Raw genomic sequence first — 18,665 nt, forward strand, 5'->3', positions numbered from 1 at the left:
GGGTGACGCTGACACGGGTCCGCAGAAAGGGAGGATGGTCCGGTCAGCAGGGGATGCTGAAGCCCGAACCTGTCATGTCTCTTCCTTGCCGTTCACTCCCTCTCACGAGCAGCGGATGCCGCAGGAGTGCGACCTCAGTATGCCACTGCCGCCGCTGTACGCAAACGCGCCCGCGCGTTCCCTAGTGGGACAGGTGCTTCGCGAGGAACTCACGGCACCGTTCGAAGGCGACGTCACCCTCGGGATGGACACCCGGGAAAAAGTAGAAGCCGTGCGGCATCCCCGCGGGCCAGTAGCCGTCGGTGGGAGAGCCTGCCTTCTCAACCAGGGATGCGAACTCCCGCGCCGAATCGATGATGGGGTCGTGCGTGCCGGTCGCGAGAAAAAGCGGCGGGTATCCGGCCAGATCACCGTAGATCGGGCTTGCGAGGGGCTCGGTCCACGGCGTCGTCGGCAGATAGGCGCTGCGGATGAACGCGAAGAACGGGCTGTCGTGGACGATTCCGCGCGGCGCCTGCTCTTGGAACGAGGGCCACCTCTCCTGGGTGAAGTCCGCGAACGCACCGAGCATGATGACCGCAGCGGGGGCAGGGGGATCGTGCGAGCGGGTGTAGAGCGGCAACGCAGCGGCGAAGTTCGAACCGGCCGAGTCGCCGGCGACGGCGACGCGCGACGGATCGCCGCCGACTCGGCCCGCCTCCCGCACGAGCCACGCATAGACGTCGGCGACATCGTTCAGGGGCGTGGGGAAGGGATACTCCGGAGCCATCCGATAGTTCGTCGACACGACGACGACGGAGTTATCGCGCGCCAGACGCCGAGTGATGTAGGCGGTGTCGAAGTCTGAGCCCACCGTGAACCCGCCGCCATGGGCATACAGGATGACGGGCAGCGCGGCATCCTGGTCAACGGCGTGCGGCCGGTAGACCTGAGCACTGACATATCCGTTGCGCACGGGGAGGTAGACCGTCGTCTCCTCCACGTCGGGGACCGTTTCCTCGGCCGAGGGTGGGATGAGCGCCGGATCGGGCTTGCGGATGCGGTCGGCACCGATGTAGCCCGTGCGCACCGGGAGGATCATCATGTCGCGGAGCGCAACGGGCTGGCGATTGTTCGCAATGACCCGGTATGACGGCATCGCGGGATCGTCGGGGGAGATGTAGCTCAGCCCGTCGATCTCCTTTACGACAGTGACATCTTCGGCAGCGTGAGCAGTGCAGCGTCAATCATGTGACCTCCCCGATCCGGGGCGATGCTAACCGACCTGCGCGGCTGGGTCCATCCCCGCGTCTGGTCCGTCGTGTAGGTCTCAGCGCGTGCCCGCAGCCAGACGGATCTGCACGATGTTCTCGGTTTCGTCGATCTCGGCAACCTGCGGGTGCGCCTTGATGAACTCCGTGAAGCTGCGGAAGCCCAGGGCGCGCTCGCTGAAGCCGGGATCCAGGCGCGTTATCAGGCTCTTGACCACGTTCGCGTGCTGCCAGTCCGTGCCCTCGCGGTCGCCCTCCAGCCGCAACGCCCGCTCGAGAAGCTCAGCGCCCGGATCTGCGGACTTCTTGCGGCTGCGGCGCGTCTTGCCGGACGCCTTGTCTTCGGCATCCTTCGCCGGCTGGCGCTCGATGCCGGGGAGAGCGTCATAGGTGTCGAAGCGGTCACAGGCCGCAGCGAGGGAGCGGGCGCTGGAGCCTGCAACGCCGACTCCCACGACGAAGCGACCGAGGCGCTTGCAACGCTGCGCGAGCGGCACGTAATCCGAATCACCCGCGACGATCACCACGTGCGAAAGGTCGGGCAGCCGAAACATGTCCTCGACGGCATCCACGGCGAGCCGAATGTCGGCACCGTTCTTCGCGTACGCAGCGGCCGGGAACAGCTGCACGAGATCGACCGCGCGAGCAACGAGCTGCGAGCGGTACTCGGCGTTGACCGGCGACGACCAGTCCGCGTATGCCCGCGTAAGCACGAGTGTGCCGAAGGATGCCGCGTAGTCGATGATCGCGCCGAGATCCACGGTGGCTGCTGCCAACCGCTCCGCGATCTCCGGTTCGGTCGGATCGGATGCGATGCGCTGCCGGTCCCTGCCGTAGGCGTTGCGGCCATGTACGGTGTCGTACCAGGACATCACGATGTTGTCGAAGTCCAGATACACGGCTACGCGTGGGTCGGTTCTCTCAGCCATGCTCACTCCTCGTGGGTCCACGGGCGCCCGCCTGCTTCCCCCCGAGCCTAGTCTCGACATCCGTCGGCCCACACGGGTCGCGCTGTTCCGCAGATCGCGGAGGATCCGTAGGGTGCCAGCATCGGTGGTGGATCGGAGGACGCCCATGTCGCCCGTGTCTCGCGGTTTCGGTGCTCGTCGGCGCGAAACGAACGACCGGTTGCCGCCGGGGCAGTACCTGACGACCGACTTCCCGGTGCTGTCGGCTGGCCCGACGCCGCGCATCGACACGAGTGCGTGGAGCTTTACTGTTCGTGACGAACGGGGTGGATCGCGGGCATGGACGTGGGATGAGTTCCGTGCGCTTCCGTTCGAAGACATCCACACCGACATCCACTGCGTGACGCGCTGGTCGAAGCTCGACACGACCTGGCGAGGCGTCTCGGTCGACACGCTCCTGGCGGGCGTCGAGACGGATGCCGAGGCGGCGATGGCGCACAGCTTCGGCGGGTACACGACGAACGTGCCGATGTTGGACCTGCTCGGCGGAAGAGCCTGGGTGGTGACGGAGTTCAACGGCGCACCGATCGACCCCGAACACGGTGGTCCCGCCCGGCTGCTGGTGCCGCACCTGTACTTTTGGAAGAGCGCCAAGTGGATCCGCGGTCTTTCGCTGCTGCGCCGCGACGAACCGGGCTTCTGGGAGCAGAACGGTTACAACATGCACGGCGATCCGTGGCGCGAGGAGCGGTATTGGTGACGGTTGGGGCCTGGCTTGCGGCATCCGTGCTGGAGGCCCGCCCCGCCGCTGTGGGTGCCCGCACTCTGGTGCTCGACGTTCCGGACTGGCCGGGGAACCTGCCAGGACAACACCTGGATCTTCGCCTGACCGCCGAGGACGGTTATCAGGCGGTGCGGTCGTACTCGATCGCGTCGTTCGGTTCCGGCACCGCCGTTGAGCTGGGCGTCGACGAGGTCGAGGACGGTGAGGTCTCTCCCTACCTGGTCGAGGACGTGCGCGCCGGTGACCAGATGGAAGTGAAGGGACCGCTCGGTCAGTACTTCGTTTGGGACGCGACCGACCCGTCGCCGGTTCAGCTGATCGCCGGCGGATCAGGAATCGTGCCGCTGATCGCCATGGTGCGCGCGCACGTGGCTGCAGACGCCTCGGCGTCGATGCGTCTCGTGTATTCGGTGAAGGATGCCGACCGGGCGATGTACCGAGACGAACTGCTCGCGCTCGATGCGCCGCGGATCTCGGCAACCTGGGCGTACACGCGCGCGGCTCCCGACGATTGGTCTGGTACCGTCGGCCGGCTCAGCGCTTCTGCGCTCGCCGATGCGCTGCACCCGGCGTCCGTCGACCCGGTCAGCTTCGTTTGTGGGCCGACGCGGTTCGTCGAGTTCGTCGCCGGGGCGCTCGTCTCGTTGGGGTATCGAGCCGAGCGCATCCGCACGGAGCGGTTCGGAGGAGGATCATGACCGCCACCACACATCCGCTGCCCGATCTACCAGCAGCCACGCGGCCGAGCTTGGTCGATGGGAACGCCCTCGTCGGCATTCTCGAGGAGGCCTTTGGCGCTGCAGCCGAAACGCTCACGCTCACCTGCGGGGCATGCGCCGACGCTGTAGCGCTCGCCGAAGCGGCGGTCGAGCTGGCACCGACATCCGCGATCGTGCGGTCTCGCCGCTGCACGCACACCACGCTCACCGTGCGCTGGAGTGCGCACGACCTCGTCATCGATGGCGCAAGCTGTCAGATGACGGTGCAGCGTGGCGCGCGCTGAATCCATGGATCCTCCGCTCCCCGGCGGTTACGGAGCGCAGTCGTAGACGACGCCGGGTGCGTCGGCGACCGTCTCGCACGTTGCCTCGACCCACTCGCGGATCTGTGCCGAGGTCGTCGACGTTCCGCCTGAGGGAGTGCTCGCACCCTGTCCTGCCATGCCGGTGGCCAGCACGTACCGCAGGCTGCCGTCGGCGATGAGTGCCCGGAACTCGTCGAGCGTGGGGACTGCATCGTTGCCGTTGAAGCCACCGATCGGCAGCACCGATCCGCCATCGGTCGCGAGAATGATTCCTGCAGCGCTTTGAGCACCGAAGGACGCGACCAGGTAATCCGCGTCATCCTGGTTCTGCTGTAGCCAGGCGATCAGGTCGTTGGATGCCGCGCCGCCCCGGCTGGTTATGCTTCCGGCGGCGCCGTTGGTCGCTTGTCCGGATGCCGCACCTCCCTGTCGCGGCCCGAGCCCGGGGCTTTGTCCCGGAACGCTGTCAGCCTGACCCGGTGCCTTACCAGGGGCCGCTCCCGCCCCCTGTCCCGGACCGCCGCCGGGGACGCTTCCGAATCCGGGTGCTCCACCGCCCTGCCCGCCCGGCCCCATGCCGCCCATGTCTGAGACGCCCCCGGCAACCGGATTGATATCGCTGGGATAGGCGATGGTCACCACCGACCAGACCGCAGGAGTGAGTACCAGCGCGATCGCCGCCACCGGCGCCGTGATCCAGCGCGGTATCGCCCACCCGCTGCCATCGGTGCGCTTGTGCTCGGCGAACAGCAGCACGATTGCGAGCGCGCCGACCGCAGCCTGGATCACCGAGACCACCGTGGAGTAGCCGGGATACTAGAGCGAGATCAGCACCGCGGTCACGCCGGCCACCACGATGAGCGAGACCTGTGGCCACAGGATGCCTCGACGCCGTGCAACCCCGAACGCGAGCCCGACAAGCAGCGCAACCGGCACGGCGAGCGCGGCGGTATAGAACTGGTGCATCCCGTCGACGGCCGAGAACATTGCCGCGAAGATCACGAGCCACGCCCCGAGGAACACGGTGACTGCGCGCGAGAAGCGCAGCATCCATAGCACCGACGCGGCAAGAAGTGCCGCCGGCAGGAGCCACGCGATCTGGCCGGCGAGCTGCTCGGTGAACAGCCGCACCGCGCTCGGGTCTCCGGAGAAGGGTGGGCTGAATGACAGGTACTCGGATGAGTCGGCGGTGGCCGAAAAGCGGCCAAGGCTGTTGTAGCCGAGCACCATCTCCCAGGGATTGTTGCTCAGTGTGCTGCCGATGTAGGGCCGCGAATCGGCGGGGATGAGCGAGACGATCACGATCCACGTCAGCGACGCCGCAATGCTGATGGTCGCCGACGCGGCGAGGTGCCAGAGGCGCCGGATGACTGGCTGGGCGGTGATCAGATACGCGAGCGCGAGAGCGGGCCACACAGCCCATGCGACGAGCATGTACATCTGAAACGCGAGCCCGATGAACAGGCCCGCGGTGATGAGCCAGCCGAGGCTCCGCTGGGCGAGGGCACGCGCCGCAGCCCACGCGACCAGGGACAGACTCAGCACGAAGAAGGTTTCCGGCTGATTGGAGCGCGACACGGCGATGAGGATCGGTGTCGTCGCTGCCACCGCGCCGGCGATGAGCCCGGCCGTAGGCGAAACGAGGCGCCGACCTGTGGATGCCACGACGACAACCGTCGCCAGGGCGGCCAGCGCGTTCGGCAAGACGACCGTCCACGTGGAGTACCCGAACGCGGCGACGAAGAGCGCGGGAACCCAGAACGATCCCGGGATCTTGTCGAGAGTGACGGTTCCCGCTGGGTCGAAGGCGCCGAAGAAGAAGTTCGCCGGGCTCTGACTCATCGAGACCGCGATGGCTGCGTAGTACTGCGACTCGGATGCCGAATCGATCGCCCACACGGTGAGCGCGCCGGTTGCCAGGGCGAGGAGGGCGAGGCCGATGCGGAAGCCCCACGGGGACGGGCTCCGGTCGGTGAGAGGTCGCGTTGTGGAGACGAGGGGCGCAGCGGGCAGCGGGTGAGCGTCGGTGACCATGACCCTGACGGTAGGAATCGTGGTGAGGCATGGTCTTTCGCAGTCCTATGAGGAACCTATGGTTTCCGTCGTCGAGCCTTGCTGTGCGGTCGGGCAGGCGCATCGGCCCCCTGCTCTCCTGCCGCCTCGATAATGGAACCCATGAGCGCGACGTTGCCGACGGACATTGGTCGCGAGCTGGCAGCGCTTCGAGAGCGCGCCTATGGCCCGGATGCCGACATCGCGATGGATCCGGCGGCTACCGCCCGGCTCGCCGAGCTCGAGGCGCTTGTGCGCGAGGGTGAAACCTCGGCGGCCAGGCAATCCAAGACGGACGACACTGCTGACACGCCGCTGACGACGTCCGACGGCGGCGTGCTCTCAGGGGCAGACGGGGCCGGTGCATGCGATAGCCCCTCGCTGGGGACCGAGACTTCAGCCGAGGAGCCGCTGCTGCCGCCTCCGGCATCAGCGTGGTGGCGGCACCCGGGAGTGTTCGGTGCGGCCGGACTCGCGCTCGCGGTCGGGCTCGGACTCGGGCTTGCGCTACCTGCTGTCTGGACGGATCGACCCGACTTCATTGCCGGCGTCGACCGCGACGCTCCGGTTGACCCGACCGAGGCGTGGATCCGTCAGGCGGAACGGGCTCTTGACGTGGACGCAGGCAACCTCCGGCAGTACGAGCAGGTGCAAGGCGTGACGATGTGGACGGGCACGAACGCTGTCGGTGCACGGTGTCTCATTGTCGCGTGGGGGGAGCTGTGGGGGAACGGGAGTTGCACGCCCGCACCCCTGGATCCTGTCGTCGACTTCCGCGTGAATCCCGACATCCCCATGCCGCTGGCAGCGCCCCTGGACGAGGGCGGCGTCGTGCGCTTTGTCGCTCGCGGCGACGTCGTCGAGATCTGGGTTCGCGAACCCACCGACACGGGAAGTGACCTCAGCGCGAGCTGATCGGGAGCGGGGGCCTCAGATGTCGACCGAGGCTCCGGCATCCAGTTCGAGGAACTCGCCGCCGCCCTGCTCGGTCGCCCACCGCAGACGCTGACGCCCCATCGTGCGTCCGATGATCGAGAGCGTCATGTCGTGTGTTCCGAAGCACATCCGTGGAGCGACGGCGAGGACGAAGTCCATGGCCTCCCCGATCTTCAGCCACGGCGCGCCGACAGGAGCCGCCAGAAGCTTCACGTTCCGTCCTTCCGGCACCTCGTACGAGTCACCGGGATAGTAGAGACGGTCGTTCACCAGCACACCGACGTTGTCGATGACGGGGATCGATTCGTGGATGACGGCGTGCTTGCCGCCGAAGAACTCGAGCTCGAACGGGCCGACTTTCATGCTGTCGCCGGGCGAGACCACCGTGACATCGAACCCCGCGGCGGCGTCGGCGAGGCCCTGGGGCCCGATGATCTGCGCCTTCGGTGCGTTGCTGAGGATGCGACGCAGATGCTCCGGTGTCCAATGGTCGGGGTGCTCATGCGTGAGCACGATGGCCACGACATCGCCGTCATCCGGGAGCGGATCGGTGAACGATCCCGGATCGACGATCAGCGTCTTACCGGAGTCGCGGATCGTGAGGGCAGCGTGCTCGTGCTTCGTGACTCGCATATCCCGAGTCAACCCTCGCGACGGGGCTCGAGGCAACCCCGCTGCGGTCTTCGCGTCGATTTGGCCGGCCGTTCGTATACATGGCATAATTGAACGGTTGTCTTGCGGCCCCATCGTATAGCGGCCTAGTACGCCGCCCTCTCACGGCGGTAACGCGGGTTCGAATCCCGCTGGGGTCACCAACAAGAAGACCCCCGGTCAGCCGGGGGTTTTCTTGTTCCTGCCGAAAGGCTCGAACGGGCGCTATGCCGCTTTTGGCAACAGATTGGCAACATCTGATTGCATGGCCGCGAGGTTCAGCGCCGTGGCAACACCGTCCAGGTCGTCATCGAACAGGTCGGCGTACACGTCGAGGGTCACCGCGGCCGAGGCGTGCCCGAGCATCCGCTGGACGGCCTTCACGTTCGCGCCGGCGCTGACGGCGAGCGAGGCAGCGGTGTGCCGCAGCTCGTGCGGGGTGAGGCCCTTGATCCCGACCGCCTCGGCCGCGGTGTCGAACCAGCCGACCCGGTAGACGTGGTTGCGAAGCCAGGTGCCGGTGCGGATGCCGTAGAACACCGGGGCGTAGGCCGGGCGCCCGGCGATCTGCGCGCGGAGCAGCCCGACGAGGAACGCCGGGATCGGGATACTGCGGTGCTCGTAGTCCTTCGGCGGCTCGATGCGCTGGTAGCCCTTGTCGGCCACGACGGTCTGCTCGACGGTGAGGCGCGGGTGCTTCGCGTCGAGGTCGAGGTCACGGATGCGGAGCCCGGACAGCTCGCCCCAGCGCAGGCCGCAGTAGGCGAGCACGAGGACGACGAGGCCGTAGCCGTACTCGCGCCCATCCTTCATCTCGTCAATGGCCTGGGCGAGCGCGGCGACCTGATTGTGGGACAGATACCGCTTGCGGGACTTGGTGGGCTTGGGGAGTTTGAGCCGGGCGGCGGGGTTGGACGGCAGGCGCTCGTCCTCGACCGCGAATCGGAGCGAACCGGAGAGGACGTTGACGATCTTGCGGACGGTCGCCGGGGCACCGGGGAGGGCCGAGGCCCACTCCTGCACCCGCAGGCGGGTGAGGTCGCCGATCGGGATCTTCCCCAACTCGGGGACGATGTGCTTGGCGATGATGTTCTCGACCCGGCTGCGGGTCGTCGCCCGGAGGTCGCCGCGGGCGGCGATCCAGGTCTGGAGCCATTCGGCCACGGTCACCCGCGCACGCGACGGGTCGAGGTAGCGGCCCTGGGCGATGTCGACCTCCGTGGTCGCCAGGAACAGCTCGGCGGCCTTCTTGGTGGTGAAGCCGCGCTTCTGCGTCTGCTTCTTGTCCGGGCGTCGGTAGAGCGCCCGGTAGCGACGGCCCTTGGCCGTGTCGTAGGACTCGATGCTTCCCATGACTGGCTCCTACTGCTCCAGCCCCGCGAGGCGCTGCACGTCGATGCGGCGGTAGACGCGCTTGTGCCGGGTGAGCCGAATCGGCTCCACCGGGGCCTGGCCCTCCAGGGCGAGGGTGCGCAGGGTCGTGCGGTGGATGCCGAGCAGCGCCGCTGTCTCCTCCTCGGAGTAGAACAGGCGCTCGGGCTCCCGAGCGTCGAGGGGCGATGCGCTCTGACCCATCACGGCCTCCTTCGCATCTACGATCACAGCCGCGATTGCTGCTGTCGTCTTAGATTAGACCACAACACGCCAATCACAGCAAGAGTTTTAGTTGCTCGTGTCGCTCGGTACACTCGGGATGTGACCGCAGCCCCGCGCAGACCCGGCGATCAGTCCTATGACGGCCTGATCGTCTCGGCCGACCTGCCGGACGGCTGGCATCTGCCGAGCCGGTTCCCCGGCGAGCGCGACGACGACGCCAGCGCGCAGATCGACGCGATCCTGGGCTACAACGATCAGGTGACGACCGAGGCCGACCGGCAGGCGCAGCTCGACTCGGAGCAGAACGAGACGATCGACGGCCGCTGGCGCTACATCGAGCACACAGCCACGGCGACCCGCGTGTTCATCCGGCTCCAGCGCCAGCAGTTCGCCGTGCCCGAGGAGGTGCGCATCACCGGCGTCGTCTACCTCCCGTGGCGGCCGGGCGATCCCGTGTCCAGCCAAGACCTCCGCACCCTGCCGACCGCGCGCATCGAGGCGGCGATCAACGAGCGCCTGTTCGCCATGAAGCGCACGGTGACCATCACCGGCGGGAAGATCGTGCTGCCCTCCGGCCGGAAGATCAGCGAGCGGGATCTGCTCAAGCCGCTCGGGAACCCGAAGCGCACGCCCGACTTCTACGAGCTGGTCGCCCTCCAGTACGGCAAGCTCTCGGCGCAGGGGGACGCGGCGCCTGCTGTCACGATGGCGAAGATCAACGGCGTCGCCCACGCCACCGCGCAGGGCTGGCTCGTGCGCACCCGCTCGCGCGGACTGCTCCCGCCGGGCCGCCGCGGGTAGTCGTCGGGGGAGCGGCGCGCACTTGCCCCCGAGCGCGTCGCTACAGGCTCGGCCCGAAGTCGGGTCCGCTGCTCGGGCTCGGACGGTGCTGGTCGCGGGTGAAGTCGTGCAGCTCTGCGGCACGCCGCGCCAGGGCCTCGGCTGCGACGCGCTCGGCCTCGGCTCGGGCCTCGACCTGGGCTGCGGCCTCGGCGACCGGCAGGGCTTCCAGCTCCGCGAGCTGGCGTCGCAGCGCCTCGGCCTGCTGCTGGGCGCTCTCGGCCTGGCGGCGCGGGCTGCCGGTGCTGTACGGCTTGCTGAACAGCCGCGTGTGCAGCATGGCCCGCTGCCGCTCCTGCCGGTCCCCGGCACGGCGCTGCTCCTGCCGGGCCTGCGCGTGCGTGCGCATGGCGTCGGCCAGCCGCGGGTCGGCCTCGGCCTGTTGCTCGGCCGCCGCCTGCGCCCACGCCGGCGCCTGCTCCGGCGTACGCGGGATCGAGCCCCACCGCTGCCGGGTCAGGTGCTCGGCCTCGTGGCGCTGGCGCTCGGCCTCGGTCAGCGCCCGGTCGGCGCTCCGACGCCTCAGCGCCCCGGCACGGCTCCTGGCGGCGATCGCCGTCTCGTGGCGCTCCCTGACCGCGAGGACCGCGGCGGCGTCCGTGCCGGCCTGCTCGACCAGCGGCGGGACGGCCTCGGCCCGTGCCGCCTCGACCTGCTGGGCGGCGGCCTCGACCTCGGCCAGCAGCGCCTCGGCCTCGACGCGGTGCGCGGCCGACTGGCGCTCCATCGCCTCGGCCGCCTCCGCCCACCGTGCCGCCTGGCGCTCGGCCTGCTCGATGCTCTGCCGCAGTCGGGTGCGCTCGGCGTTCACGACGCGCACCGGCCCGTCCGCGACGATGCCCGCGACGGCGGCCTGCGCCCGCTCGGTGGCCTCGCGCAGTCCGCGGTCGGCGCGGTCCCGCTCGAGCGCGGCCTGGAACTGCTCGCGCGCGTCCCCGAGGTCCGCGGCGACGACGTGCAGCCTGTTCTCCTCCTGCCCGCGGGTGAGGCCGACGTAGACGCCGGCCGCGTCGAGCGCGTCCGACAGGACGGTGTGCGACGCGGGGGCAGTCATGCCCTGGACGCCGTAGGCGGTCGCGGCGTAGGCCAGGTGCGCGTGCTCGGCGACGTACTCGGCGGGCAGATGCACGGTGCGCTGCTGCTTCCGCTGGCTCGCGGCGTCCCGCACCCACAGGCTGCCGTCGCCGCTGACGTGCTGGACGATCCAGGTCTGCCGGTTCGCCACGCCCATCTCCGAGTCGTTGCGGCGGGTCTGGATGAGGTCGCCGGCGCCGATGCTCAGGCCGTCCGCGCCGTCGATGGTGCGGGCGTCGTCGACCGCGCCCGCGCGCACCCGGTCCTCTCGGATCAGAGTGTTCAGTTCGCGCGCCTCGTCGTTGGTCGCCGCGGTGATCGCGGCTCCGTCGATCCGCTCGGCGGCGACCGCGGCGCGCAGCGCCTCGGTGTCCTCGTGGAGCCGCACGAGTCCGAGCGCGTGGAGCCGGTCGAACAACTCGGCCGGGTCGCGGCCGGTCCGCAGGGCGAGGGTGAGCTGCGCGTAGTCGGGGTCCGCGAAGCGGTGCAGGCTCGTCAGCGAGTAGACGCGGGGGACGAGCGCGGCCGCGATGTCGAGCACCCCGCCGCGCCCCACGGCGGGGAGCTGCGCCCGGTCCCCGACGAGTGCGAGCGTCGCGCCGGCCTCGTCCGCGACGGTCAGCAGGGCGAGGGCGGTGTCCTGGTCGAGCATCCCCGCCTCGTCCACCACAACCCGCTCGGCGGCGGCCAGTCGGTTCTCCTTCGCCGGGCCGCGGTAGGTCGCGCCCGTCACCGGGTCCGTGTCGCCCACGGCCAGCCGGGTCCAGACACCATCGGCGTTCCACCGGAACCCGTGGTCGTAGACGAGTGCCGCTACCGAGTCGGTCGGCACGCCCAGCTCGGCGGCGGCGACGTCGGCGGCCTTCTTCGTCGGGGTCACCACCCGCACCGAACGACCCTCCTGTCCGGCGGCGCGGATCGCAGCACCGAGCATGGTCGTCTTGCCCGCGCCCGCCGCGCCCTCGACCACGACGAGCGGCCGGGTGGAGGCGAGCGCGGCGGCGGCGCGCGCCTGGTCCGCATCCAGCCCCGGCTCCTGCACGCGCGGGGTTGCGCCGTGCACCGGCCGGGTGGCGCGTGCAGCCAGTCGGTCGCGCAGCTCCGTCTCGACGGCCACTACGTGCAGCGTCGTGAGGTGCGCAACATGCTCCAGCCGTGGCGCATCCGGCGGCAGGATCGAGAGGCAGTCGTCCGCCGCGAGCCGGGTCGTGATGGTGATGAACTCGCGCAGCTCCTCGCGGGTGGCGCGCACACCGGCCTCGGTGACGATGTGCGCCACCTGCTCCTGCACGTCATGCACGGTCCATGCGGATGCAGCAGCCGCGCAGCGGTCGAGCGCACGGGAGGCGACCTGTTGCACGGCCAGCTCGTCCAGCGTGCGCAGGGGTTGCACGGTGGCGCGCGGCAGGTCCGGGGTGTAGCCAGCCTCCTGCAACTCGCGCAACCAGCCGGCCTCGGAGCCGAGCACGCTGGGCTTCTTGCTCGGCCGCTCATGATCCCACGCCTTCGCGTGCAACCTGGCGCGCACCACCGGCCCCGTCTCCTGGCCGGGATGCGCGGCCTCCCACTCGGCCTCGAACTTGGCGAGGTTGCGCGCCACCTGCTGCCCGCGCTTGGACATGACCGCTTTCCACGGCACCAGCTCCGCGACCTCCCCGGTCACCGGGTCAAGGGTGAGACCGTGCGCGTCGAGCACCGCGGCGAGCTGCGGGTGCGCGGCGATGACCGCCGTGCCGAGGGCGCGGATCGCGCCCTGCTGCCGGAACAGCGCCGCGGTGTAGAGCCCGCGCCAGCGACCGGCCGCCCACACGCGCGTCCCGATCTGGAAGTGGATATGCCGGTGCGGGTCGCCCGCACGGGAGGTCTTGTGCGACACGGCCACGGTTTCGAGCTGCTCGATCGGCACGACCTCCTGCTTCCCGCGCGCGCCGACGCGGGTGACCGAGTGCTGGCCGAGCCAGGACCGGATCTCCGCAACCGCGTCCCGCTGGGCGGCGTCCAGGGCCTCGGACACCTCCGGGTGCAGGCCGGCGGCGACCGACAGGGACTTCGGGACGTTCACGACCATCTCCATGAACCGGGGCGACCCCCGGCCACCCTCGCCCCGCAGCCGGGGTCGGCCCATCGACTCCCCGGTGAGCGGGTTGATCCAGCCAACCCACTGGCGGTACTCCTCGGCGGTCAGCCCGAGCTCGCCGATCACTCGGCCCTCGGCGTCGACCGCCGTGAACTCGGCCAGGGCGGTCCCCGCCTCCAGGTAATACTCGTCCGCCCGCGCGCGGTCGGACTCCAGATAGCGCAGGGCATCCGAGCCTGTGCCCCGGAACGGGATCACGCCACCTTTCATGCCTTCGCCTCCTACCTAAGATAACAGCTACCATATCAGGTAGGATACGTCCATTCTTGTGAAGAAGTCAGAAATGAGCGAGTCCGGGGTCCGGTTGGCGGATCAGCGAACGTCAGAGGGTCAAGAGTTGGGGAGAGTGGACAGTGGTGAGGATCTCAGAGAGATGTGCCTGCATGCGGTGATAACTGCTGGGCCGCGACCTAGGTGTAGCGACCCGGGACGTTGTGTGCGTCGCGGGTAGGTGAAGACCTCCGGGACGATGTGGGTATCTGACAACTCGCATCGGTGACCGGAGGTCTTCGTGGTTCACGCTAATGCTCATTTGACGCCGAGGGGGCGGCTTCGGCTTGCTCGTGCGGTCGTTGTCGGCGGCTGGTCGCTCGCCCGGGCTGGGGAACGGTTCCAGTGTTCGCAGGCGACGGCGAAGAAGTGGGCCGATCGATACCGGGCGGGTCAGCCGATGACTGATCGCAGTTCCCGTCCGTATCGATCGCCGACCCAGCTTGACCGTCGCACGGAGCGGCGGATCGTCGCGATCCGCTTCAACCGGCGGTGGGGTGCTCGGCGGATCGCCTGGCATCTGGGGTTGAACCCGGCGACCGTGGGTCGGGTGCTTGCCCGCTATCGGATGCCGCGGCTGTCGCATCTGGACCGCAACACCGGGCTGCCCGTTCGGAAGCCGAAACCGATCCGGTACGAGGCGGCCGCGCCGGGCGATATCGTGCATGTCGATATCAAGAAACTGGGTCGGATCCCTGACGGTGGCGGCCACCGGATGCTCGGCCGTCACGCCGGACGCCGCAACCGCCGCGCCGGGACCGGCTACTCGTTCCTGCACCACGCGGTCGATGACTGCACCCGCCTGGCCTACTCCGAAGAGCTCGACGACGAACAGAAGGACACCGCCGCCGGGTTCTGGATCCGCGCCCGCGCTCACTTCGCCGAAGCCGGCCTCACCGTCAAAGCCGTCATGACCGACAACGGCTCCTGCTACCGCTCCCACGACTTCGCCGCGGCCCTCGGCGAGGGAGTCCGGCACATCCGCACCCGCCCCTACCGGCCACAGACGAACGGGAAAGTGGAGAGATTCAACCGCACCCTCGCCGCCGAGTGGGCCTACGCATCGACCTACCTCTCGAACGCGGCAAGATCAGCCACCTACGACGACTGGCTCGAGGAATACAATCACCGACGACCCCACACCGCCCTCGGAGGCCACACCCCCACCTGCCGCCTTCACAACCTCACGGGTCGCTACACCTAGGGTGGTCGCCATGAGTGACAGCGACGTCTACGTCAGCCCCACCCGCGTCCCTGCCGGCATCGCCCTCCTGCTCGCCGTGCTTGGCACCGCCGCCATGTACGCCGGCTTCGTGCTCGGGGTTCCCGCCGCCCTCGACGGCAGCGGCAGCGGAGCGGGTGGATTCATCGTGCTGTTCCTCGCCGGAGCCGCGCTCGTGCTGGCGGCGCTGGTGATCTCGATCGTCTGCCTCGTGCGCGGTCTCGCGCGCGGCATCGCGATCCTGGCGCTGGTCGTCGCGCTGGTGCCGGTCGTCGGCGTCGTGATCCTGCGGATCGCGGCGGTGTCCTAACCCGCGGCGTCCTGACCCTCCGCCGCCTTGTACACCTTCGACCGCGGCACATAGCGCGCGGAGTTGCCGAGCAACCCCGCGACCTCCTCGTCAGTGAGCTCGCGGCGCACCTTGCCCGGGATGCCCGCGACGAGCGACTGCGGCGGCACGATCGTGCCCCTCGAGCACCACCACCTCGCGTGCCGTGGCAGACCACGAGCACCGCCTTGCCGGGAAGTCGGTGGCGATGCGGGTCAGGGCCACGACCCCGTGCACAGCGACGGAGTCGAGCGACGCTGCGCCCGGATACTCCCGGTCGGGCCAGCGCGCGATCGCGGCGGCGGCCGAGGTGCCCTCCAGCTCGCCGTAGTCGCGTTCGGCGAGCTTCGGATACGCGGTGCCGAACGGGGTGTTCAGCCCTTCCGCGATGATGCGGGCCGTCTCGCGGGCGCGCAGGAGCGGGAAGTTCACGACCGCATCCACGGCAGTGAGCGCAGGGTCATCGGGGTATCCGCCACCTATCGGTGTCCGGTGTTGTTGAGCCGGATGTCGCTCGATCCCTGGATGAGTCCCTCGGCGTTCCAGTCGGCCTGACAATGCCGGATGAACGCGACGATCATGACGTGAAGGCACCGATCACGCCGACCACGGGTCCAGACCGCCCCGGAGCCCACGACGACGAGCCTCACGGGCGCCACCAGCAGGAGGAACCGCGCCCGGTGGGCGAGGCGCCACGGCAGCACGCCCAGGTATCGCCGCGCGAATTCCCGGATCGCGGGGGTCGTCGATCGTCGGCGTTGTGATCCTGAGGATCGCAGCGACCGCCTGACTTCGGGGTGCTCGCCGAACGCTTCAGTGCCGGGAACGGCGCCGGTGACCCGCCCCTGCGGGCGGCGCAGCATCTTTTACACGCTGGAAATGTTCAGGCCATGCCCGCGCAACGACAGCCAGCGAGCATGGATCGTATACAAAACGCGAGAGATCGCGTCATGATTGCCGCGAGAATTGAGAGGCTTATGAAGACTTCAAGCCACCGCGATAGGCGTCTCGCCTGGGCGGGTGCGACCATGGTGGGGATGCTGACGATCGCCGGTTGTGCGGCGGAGCCATCGACCGAGGAAGAGTCCCTTCCGGTCGTGGCGACACAGCTGAACTGGGTCACCAACGTGGAGTTCGCCGGAATGTGGATCGCCGAGAGCGAGGGCTACTACGCGGAGGAGGGCATCGTCGCCGAATGGCTGCCGGGCGGCCCCAACGTCTCCAACACCGTTCAGATCGTCGCATCCGGTGACGCACCGATCGGACTCGATACGAACTTCACCTCGTTCATCGACGCCGTGTCGGAGGGAGCCGACGTGGTGCTCGTCGGTGCTGTCTACCAGGAGAGCCCATTGGCAATCCTGTCGCTCTCCGAGAACCCGATCAACTCGGTCGAGGACATGATCGGCAAGCGCATCGGAAGCCCCCAGGGGCAGCAGCGTGAACTGGATGCCATCTTCACCATCAACGGGCTAGAGCCGGATTACGAGTTCGTGCCGATCGGCTACGACGTGCAAGCGCTCGTGAACGGAGACGTCGACGGGATCACCGCCTTCGCCACCAACCAGGGACTCATCCTCGAAGAGCAGGGTGTGGACTACACCAGCGTGTCGTGGCAGGACCTGGGTCTGGATGTCTACTCCAACATGATCTTCGTCGACCGCACCTACCTGGAAGAGAACCGCGACCTGGTTGTCGCCTGGTTGCGGGCTACCGTGAAGGGCTGGGAGAAGAACGCCGACGACCCCGAAGTGGCCGCGCAGCTCGCGGTCGACGTGTGGGGAGCCGACCTGGGACTCTCGCTGAGCCAGCAGATCAAGGAGAACATCAATCAGATCCCGATGACGACGAGCGATCTCACCGCGGAGTCGGGTCTGTTGCGGATCTCGGCGGAGGACATCGAGCAGAAGATGTACCCGATCCTGCGGGCTGCGGGCATGACCGATCTTCCTGATGTCGCGACTTACGTTGACGAATCGCTGCTCGACGAGGTCTTCGGCGGATCGGCAACCCTGCTCCGATGACTGTGCAGGACCTCGGTCCGGTCGGCACGGCGACGCGGTCCCGAAAGACCATCGAGATCGTGATCGGCGTGCTCCTCTTCGCCTCGGCGTGGGAGATCATCGGCCGGACCGGGGTCCTCTCCACCTCCTGGCCACCCCTCACCGACGTGTTGTGGGTGATCGTCGATCCCGCGCGTGCGCCGAGGTTGTGGGGGGCGCTCGGGGTGACCGTCCAGGAGGGGCTTCTCGGCGGCGTGATCGGAATCAGCGCCGCGGTGGCGACCGCGGTGCTCTCCCGCCTGATGCCGGTCACGCGTCGCCCGGCGGAGCGCTTCGCGGTTCTCGTCGAGGCGGTTCCGGTCGTCGCCCTCGGCCCGCTGCTCATGGTCCTTCTGCCCCGCGCCGTCGTGCCCGCGGCGCTGGCGGCGACAGCGGCCTACTTCGCTGCCTTTGTCGTCATCTGCTCCGCGCTGTGGACCCGACGGGCGGCGCAGGAGGACCTGTTTGCCGTACTGGGTGCCCGGCGGATCGCGGTGCTCGCGCAGCTGGAAGCGCCCGCGGCGCTCCCAGCGGTGTTCGCGGCTCTTCAGCTGGCGATTCCCGCGGCCCTGTTGGGGGCGGTGATCGGCGAGTGGTTCGGCTCCGCCCGGGGCATCGGGCCCCTGCTGATCAACTCGATGCAGAACTACGACATCCCGTTGCTGTGGGCGGCGGGGGTCCTGACCGCAGTGCCCGCCAGCATCGTCTACGGCGGCGCTGCGTCACTCGCCCGGCGGAGCGCGGCGAGGTTCGGGCTGTGAACGCGCGCGTGACGGCTATCGGGCGAGCGGTCGCCCGGTTCGCCTGGGACAACGTGGCGGTCGTGGCGATCGTCGCCGCGTGGGCGCTGTGGGTCGTGATCGGGCAGGTCAACCGGGTCGTCATGCCCTCCCCGGCGAGTGTTCTCGCCGACCTGGTCGGACATCCGGATGCGTATCTTCCCGACCTCACGGTGAGCGCCGGGCTGGCCGCGACGGGTCTCGTCCTGGGACAACTGCTTGGCATCGGACTCGCCATCGCGGCCCATCTCTCAGGAGTCGTGCGTGCGGCGGTGCGGCCCGCGGTGCTGATCGTCCGCGCTGTTCCCATGGTGGCGATGGTTCCGATCTTCGCGCGGATTGTCGGTTACGGAACGCCGACCGTGCTGGTCGTCGCCACACTGGTCGCGTATTTTCCAGCGTTCGTCCTGGTGTCGCGCGGTCTGGCCTCCGCCTCGCGCAGCAAGCAGGACCTGCTGACGGTGCTGGGAGCCTCGAGATGGACGAGGTTCCGGCGGCTCGATCTCCCGGCCGCGGTCCCTTCGCTCTTGGAGGCGTTCCGGCTCTCTGCGGTCGGGTCGGTGGTCGGGGTGCTGCTCGCCGAGTTCGTCGTCGGGTCGTCGGGTCTCGGGCAGCTCTTCGTGGTGTCGCGGGTCTCCTACGACATGTCGCGATCCTGGGGTGCCGCCATCGTCGCCACAGTGCTCTCTCTCGCATTCTTCGGGCTGGCTTCGGCCGTGACGCGGTGGCTCGAAGCGGCTTATCACGACGGCAGTAATGGGAAGGGATGATC

General features: G+C 68.9%; 20 protein-coding genes, 1 tRNA gene and 1 pseudogene. 11 read left to right on the forward strand and 11 right to left on the reverse strand.

Translation table 11 applies throughout. The features are described 5' to 3' along the window. Positions 1-181: 181 nt before the first annotated feature. Positions 182-1,138 carry an alpha/beta hydrolase gene (locus LL236_RS07250; protein ID WP_228178095.1) on the reverse strand — a complete coding sequence of 319 codons (957 nt, stop codon included), beginning with the start codon at positions 1,136-1,138 and terminating at the stop codon, positions 182-184. A gap of 171 nt (positions 1,139-1,309) precedes the next feature. Next, positions 1,310-2,179 (reverse strand): NYN domain-containing protein, encoded by an 870-nt coding sequence (locus LL236_RS07255; RefSeq protein ID WP_228178096.1) that lies wholly within the window; start codon positions 2,177-2,179, stop codon positions 1,310-1,312. A 145-nt stretch (positions 2,180-2,324) separates the two neighbouring features. Here LL236_RS07255 and LL236_RS07260 point away from each other — a divergent pair, with 145 nt between their 5' ends. The 3 genes from LL236_RS07260 to LL236_RS07270 are packed head-to-tail and all read left to right on the forward strand — an operon-like array spanning position 2,325 to position 3,945. Then, positions 2,325-2,918, forward strand: coding sequence for a sulfite oxidase-like oxidoreductase (locus LL236_RS07260; protein WP_228178097.1), 594 nt, complete (start codon positions 2,325-2,327; stop codon positions 2,916-2,918). After that, the gene (locus LL236_RS07265; RefSeq protein WP_228178098.1) at positions 2,915-3,640 is read left to right on the forward strand and encodes an FAD-binding oxidoreductase; all 726 of its coding nucleotides are present in this window, start codon (positions 2,915-2,917) and stop codon (positions 3,638-3,640) included. Before LL236_RS07260 ends, LL236_RS07265 begins: the two co-directional genes overlap by 4 nt. After that, complete coding sequence (locus LL236_RS07270; protein WP_228178099.1) at positions 3,637-3,945, forward strand: DUF6510 family protein; 309 nt, start codon at positions 3,637-3,639, stop codon at positions 3,943-3,945. Before LL236_RS07265 ends, LL236_RS07270 begins: the two co-directional genes overlap by 4 nt. Before the next feature lie 27 nt (positions 3,946-3,972). On the opposite strand, the gene LL236_RS07275 is transcribed toward LL236_RS07270, so the two are convergent. Further along, positions 3,973-4,755 carry a hypothetical protein gene (locus LL236_RS07275; RefSeq protein ID WP_228178100.1) on the reverse strand — a complete coding sequence of 261 codons (783 nt, stop codon included), beginning with the start codon at positions 4,753-4,755 and terminating at the stop codon, positions 3,973-3,975. 27 nt (positions 4,756-4,782) lie between these two features. Continuing rightward, positions 4,783-6,000, reverse strand: coding sequence for an ArnT family glycosyltransferase (locus tag LL236_RS07280; RefSeq protein WP_228178101.1), 1,218 nt, complete (start codon positions 5,998-6,000; stop codon positions 4,783-4,785). A 141-nt stretch (positions 6,001-6,141) separates the two neighbouring features. Here LL236_RS07280 and LL236_RS07285 point away from each other — a divergent pair, with 141 nt between their 5' ends. After that, positions 6,142-6,933, forward strand: coding sequence for a hypothetical protein (locus tag LL236_RS07285; protein ID WP_228178102.1), 792 nt, complete (start codon positions 6,142-6,144; stop codon positions 6,931-6,933). Between the two features lie 15 nt (positions 6,934-6,948). Here LL236_RS07285 and LL236_RS07290 read toward each other — a convergent pair whose 3' ends face one another. Continuing rightward, entirely contained in the window at positions 6,949-7,587 is a 639-nt protein-coding gene (locus LL236_RS07290; protein ID WP_228178103.1) for an MBL fold metallo-hydrolase, read from the reverse strand. Positions 7,588-7,693: 106 nt separating this feature from the next. Between LL236_RS07290 and LL236_RS07295 the strand changes: the two genes are divergently transcribed. Continuing rightward, a tRNA-Glu gene (locus LL236_RS07295) sits at positions 7,694-7,769 on the forward strand. Positions 7,770-7,830: 61 nt separating this feature from the next. Here the strand turns inward: LL236_RS07295 and LL236_RS07300 are convergent. After that, on the reverse strand, positions 7,831-8,958 hold the full coding sequence (locus tag LL236_RS07300; RefSeq protein ID WP_195691679.1) for a site-specific integrase: 1,128 nt from the start codon (positions 8,956-8,958) through the stop codon (positions 7,831-7,833). Between the two features lie 9 nt (positions 8,959-8,967). Continuing rightward, positions 8,968-9,180 (reverse strand): helix-turn-helix transcriptional regulator, encoded by a 213-nt coding sequence (locus LL236_RS07305; RefSeq protein WP_195691678.1) that lies wholly within the window; start codon positions 9,178-9,180, stop codon positions 8,968-8,970. Positions 9,181-9,300: 120 nt separating this feature from the next. Between LL236_RS07305 and LL236_RS07310 the strand changes: the two genes are divergently transcribed. Beyond that, positions 9,301-10,002 carry a hypothetical protein gene (locus LL236_RS07310; protein ID WP_195691677.1) on the forward strand — a complete coding sequence of 234 codons (702 nt, stop codon included), beginning with the start codon at positions 9,301-9,303 and terminating at the stop codon, positions 10,000-10,002. A gap of 40 nt (positions 10,003-10,042) precedes the next feature. Here the strand turns inward: LL236_RS07310 and mobF are convergent, their stop codons facing one another. Continuing rightward, the gene (gene mobF / locus LL236_RS07315) at positions 10,043-13,462 is read right to left on the reverse strand and encodes a MobF family relaxase (protein WP_228178104.1); all 3,420 of its coding nucleotides are present in this window, start codon (positions 13,460-13,462) and stop codon (positions 10,043-10,045) included. Between the two features lie 301 nt (positions 13,463-13,763). On the opposite strand from mobF, the gene LL236_RS07320 reads away from it, so the two are divergent. Continuing rightward, the gene (locus LL236_RS07320; protein WP_228178105.1) at positions 13,764-14,726 is read left to right on the forward strand and encodes an IS481 family transposase; all 963 of its coding nucleotides are present in this window, start codon (positions 13,764-13,766) and stop codon (positions 14,724-14,726) included. A 10-nt stretch (positions 14,727-14,736) separates the two neighbouring features. Next, complete coding sequence (locus LL236_RS07325; protein WP_195691675.1) at positions 14,737-15,054, forward strand: hypothetical protein; 318 nt, start codon at positions 14,737-14,739, stop codon at positions 15,052-15,054. On the opposite strand, the pseudogene LL236_RS07330 reads toward LL236_RS07325, so the two are convergent. The 3 genes and pseudogenes from LL236_RS07330 to LL236_RS14845 all read right to left on the reverse strand — a co-directional run. Then, positions 15,051-15,212: pseudogene (locus LL236_RS07330) on the reverse strand (gamma carbonic anhydrase family protein); the annotation flags it as partial. The gene LL236_RS07325 and the pseudogene LL236_RS07330 overlap by 4 nt on opposite strands. After that, positions 15,145-15,666, reverse strand: coding sequence for a histidine phosphatase family protein (locus LL236_RS15135; protein WP_374198017.1), 522 nt, complete (start codon positions 15,664-15,666; stop codon positions 15,145-15,147). The gene LL236_RS15135 and the pseudogene LL236_RS07330, both read right to left, overlap by 68 nt. Next, positions 15,552-15,935: a histidine phosphatase family protein gene (locus LL236_RS14845; protein WP_267189647.1), complete on the reverse strand. Its 384-nt coding sequence runs from the start codon at positions 15,933-15,935 to the stop codon at positions 15,552-15,554. The genes LL236_RS15135 and LL236_RS14845 overlap by 115 nt, the downstream gene beginning before the upstream one ends. A 114-nt stretch (positions 15,936-16,049) precedes the next feature. Between LL236_RS14845 and LL236_RS07340 the strand changes: the two genes are divergently transcribed. Genes LL236_RS07340 through LL236_RS07350 form a run of 3 tightly spaced genes read left to right on the forward strand, consistent with a single transcriptional unit; the run spans position 16,050 to position 18,663 of the window. Then, a complete protein-coding gene (locus tag LL236_RS07340; protein WP_195691674.1) occupies positions 16,050-17,096 on the forward strand; it encodes an ABC transporter substrate-binding protein in 1,047 nt (348 codons plus the stop codon). After that, positions 17,093-17,875, forward strand: coding sequence for an ABC transporter permease (locus tag LL236_RS07345; RefSeq protein ID WP_195691673.1), 783 nt, complete (start codon positions 17,093-17,095; stop codon positions 17,873-17,875). The genes LL236_RS07340 and LL236_RS07345 overlap by 4 nt, the downstream gene beginning before the upstream one ends. Next, positions 17,872-18,663, forward strand: coding sequence for an ABC transporter permease (locus LL236_RS07350; RefSeq protein ID WP_195691672.1), 792 nt, complete (start codon positions 17,872-17,874; stop codon positions 18,661-18,663). Before LL236_RS07345 ends, LL236_RS07350 begins: the two co-directional genes overlap by 4 nt. Positions 18,664-18,665 lie beyond the last annotated feature (2 nt).

Source organism: Microbacterium schleiferi, from assembly GCF_020781975.1.
In the GTDB taxonomy this organism is placed as follows: Bacteria; Actinomycetota; Actinomycetes; order Actinomycetales; family Microbacteriaceae; genus Microbacterium.

What these genes read in the sequence shown, in the direction of transcription:
- LL236_RS07250 (WP_228178095.1), bottom strand. Translation starts at nt 1,138, where the DNA reads ATGCCGTCATACCGGGTCATTGCGAACAATCGCCAGCCCGTTGCGCTC.
- LL236_RS07255 (WP_228178096.1), bottom strand. Translation starts at nt 2,179, where the DNA reads ATGGCTGAGAGAACCGACCCACGCGTAGCCGTGTATCTGGACTTCGAC.
- LL236_RS07260 (WP_228178097.1), top strand. Translation starts at nt 2,325, where the DNA reads ATGTCGCCCGTGTCTCGCGGTTTCGGTGCTCGTCGGCGCGAAACGAAC.
- LL236_RS07270 (WP_228178099.1), top strand. Translation starts at nt 3,637, where the DNA reads ATGACCGCCACCACACATCCGCTGCCCGATCTACCAGCAGCCACGCGG.
- LL236_RS07280 (WP_228178101.1), bottom strand. Translation starts at nt 6,000, where the DNA reads ATGGTCACCGACGCTCACCCGCTGCCCGCTGCGCCCCTCGTCTCCACA.
- LL236_RS07285 (WP_228178102.1), top strand. Translation starts at nt 6,142, where the DNA reads ATGAGCGCGACGTTGCCGACGGACATTGGTCGCGAGCTGGCAGCGCTT.
- LL236_RS07290 (WP_228178103.1), bottom strand. Translation starts at nt 7,587, where the DNA reads ATGCGAGTCACGAAGCACGAGCACGCTGCCCTCACGATCCGCGACTCC.
- LL236_RS07300 (WP_195691679.1), bottom strand. Translation starts at nt 8,958, where the DNA reads ATGGGAAGCATCGAGTCCTACGACACGGCCAAGGGCCGTCGCTACCGG.
- LL236_RS07305 (WP_195691678.1), bottom strand. Translation starts at nt 9,180, where the DNA reads ATGGGTCAGAGCGCATCGCCCCTCGACGCTCGGGAGCCCGAGCGCCTG.
- mobF (WP_228178104.1), bottom strand. Translation starts at nt 13,462, where the DNA reads ATGAAAGGTGGCGTGATCCCGTTCCGGGGCACAGGCTCGGATGCCCTG.
- LL236_RS07325 (WP_195691675.1), top strand. Translation starts at nt 14,737, where the DNA reads ATGAGTGACAGCGACGTCTACGTCAGCCCCACCCGCGTCCCTGCCGGC.
- LL236_RS14845 (WP_267189647.1), bottom strand. Translation starts at nt 15,935, where the DNA reads ATGCTGCGCCGCCCGCAGGGGCGGGTCACCGGCGCCGTTCCCGGCACT.
- LL236_RS07340 (WP_195691674.1), top strand. Translation starts at nt 16,050, where the DNA reads ATGAAGACTTCAAGCCACCGCGATAGGCGTCTCGCCTGGGCGGGTGCG.
- LL236_RS07345 (WP_195691673.1), top strand. Translation starts at nt 17,093, where the DNA reads ATGACTGTGCAGGACCTCGGTCCGGTCGGCACGGCGACGCGGTCCCGA.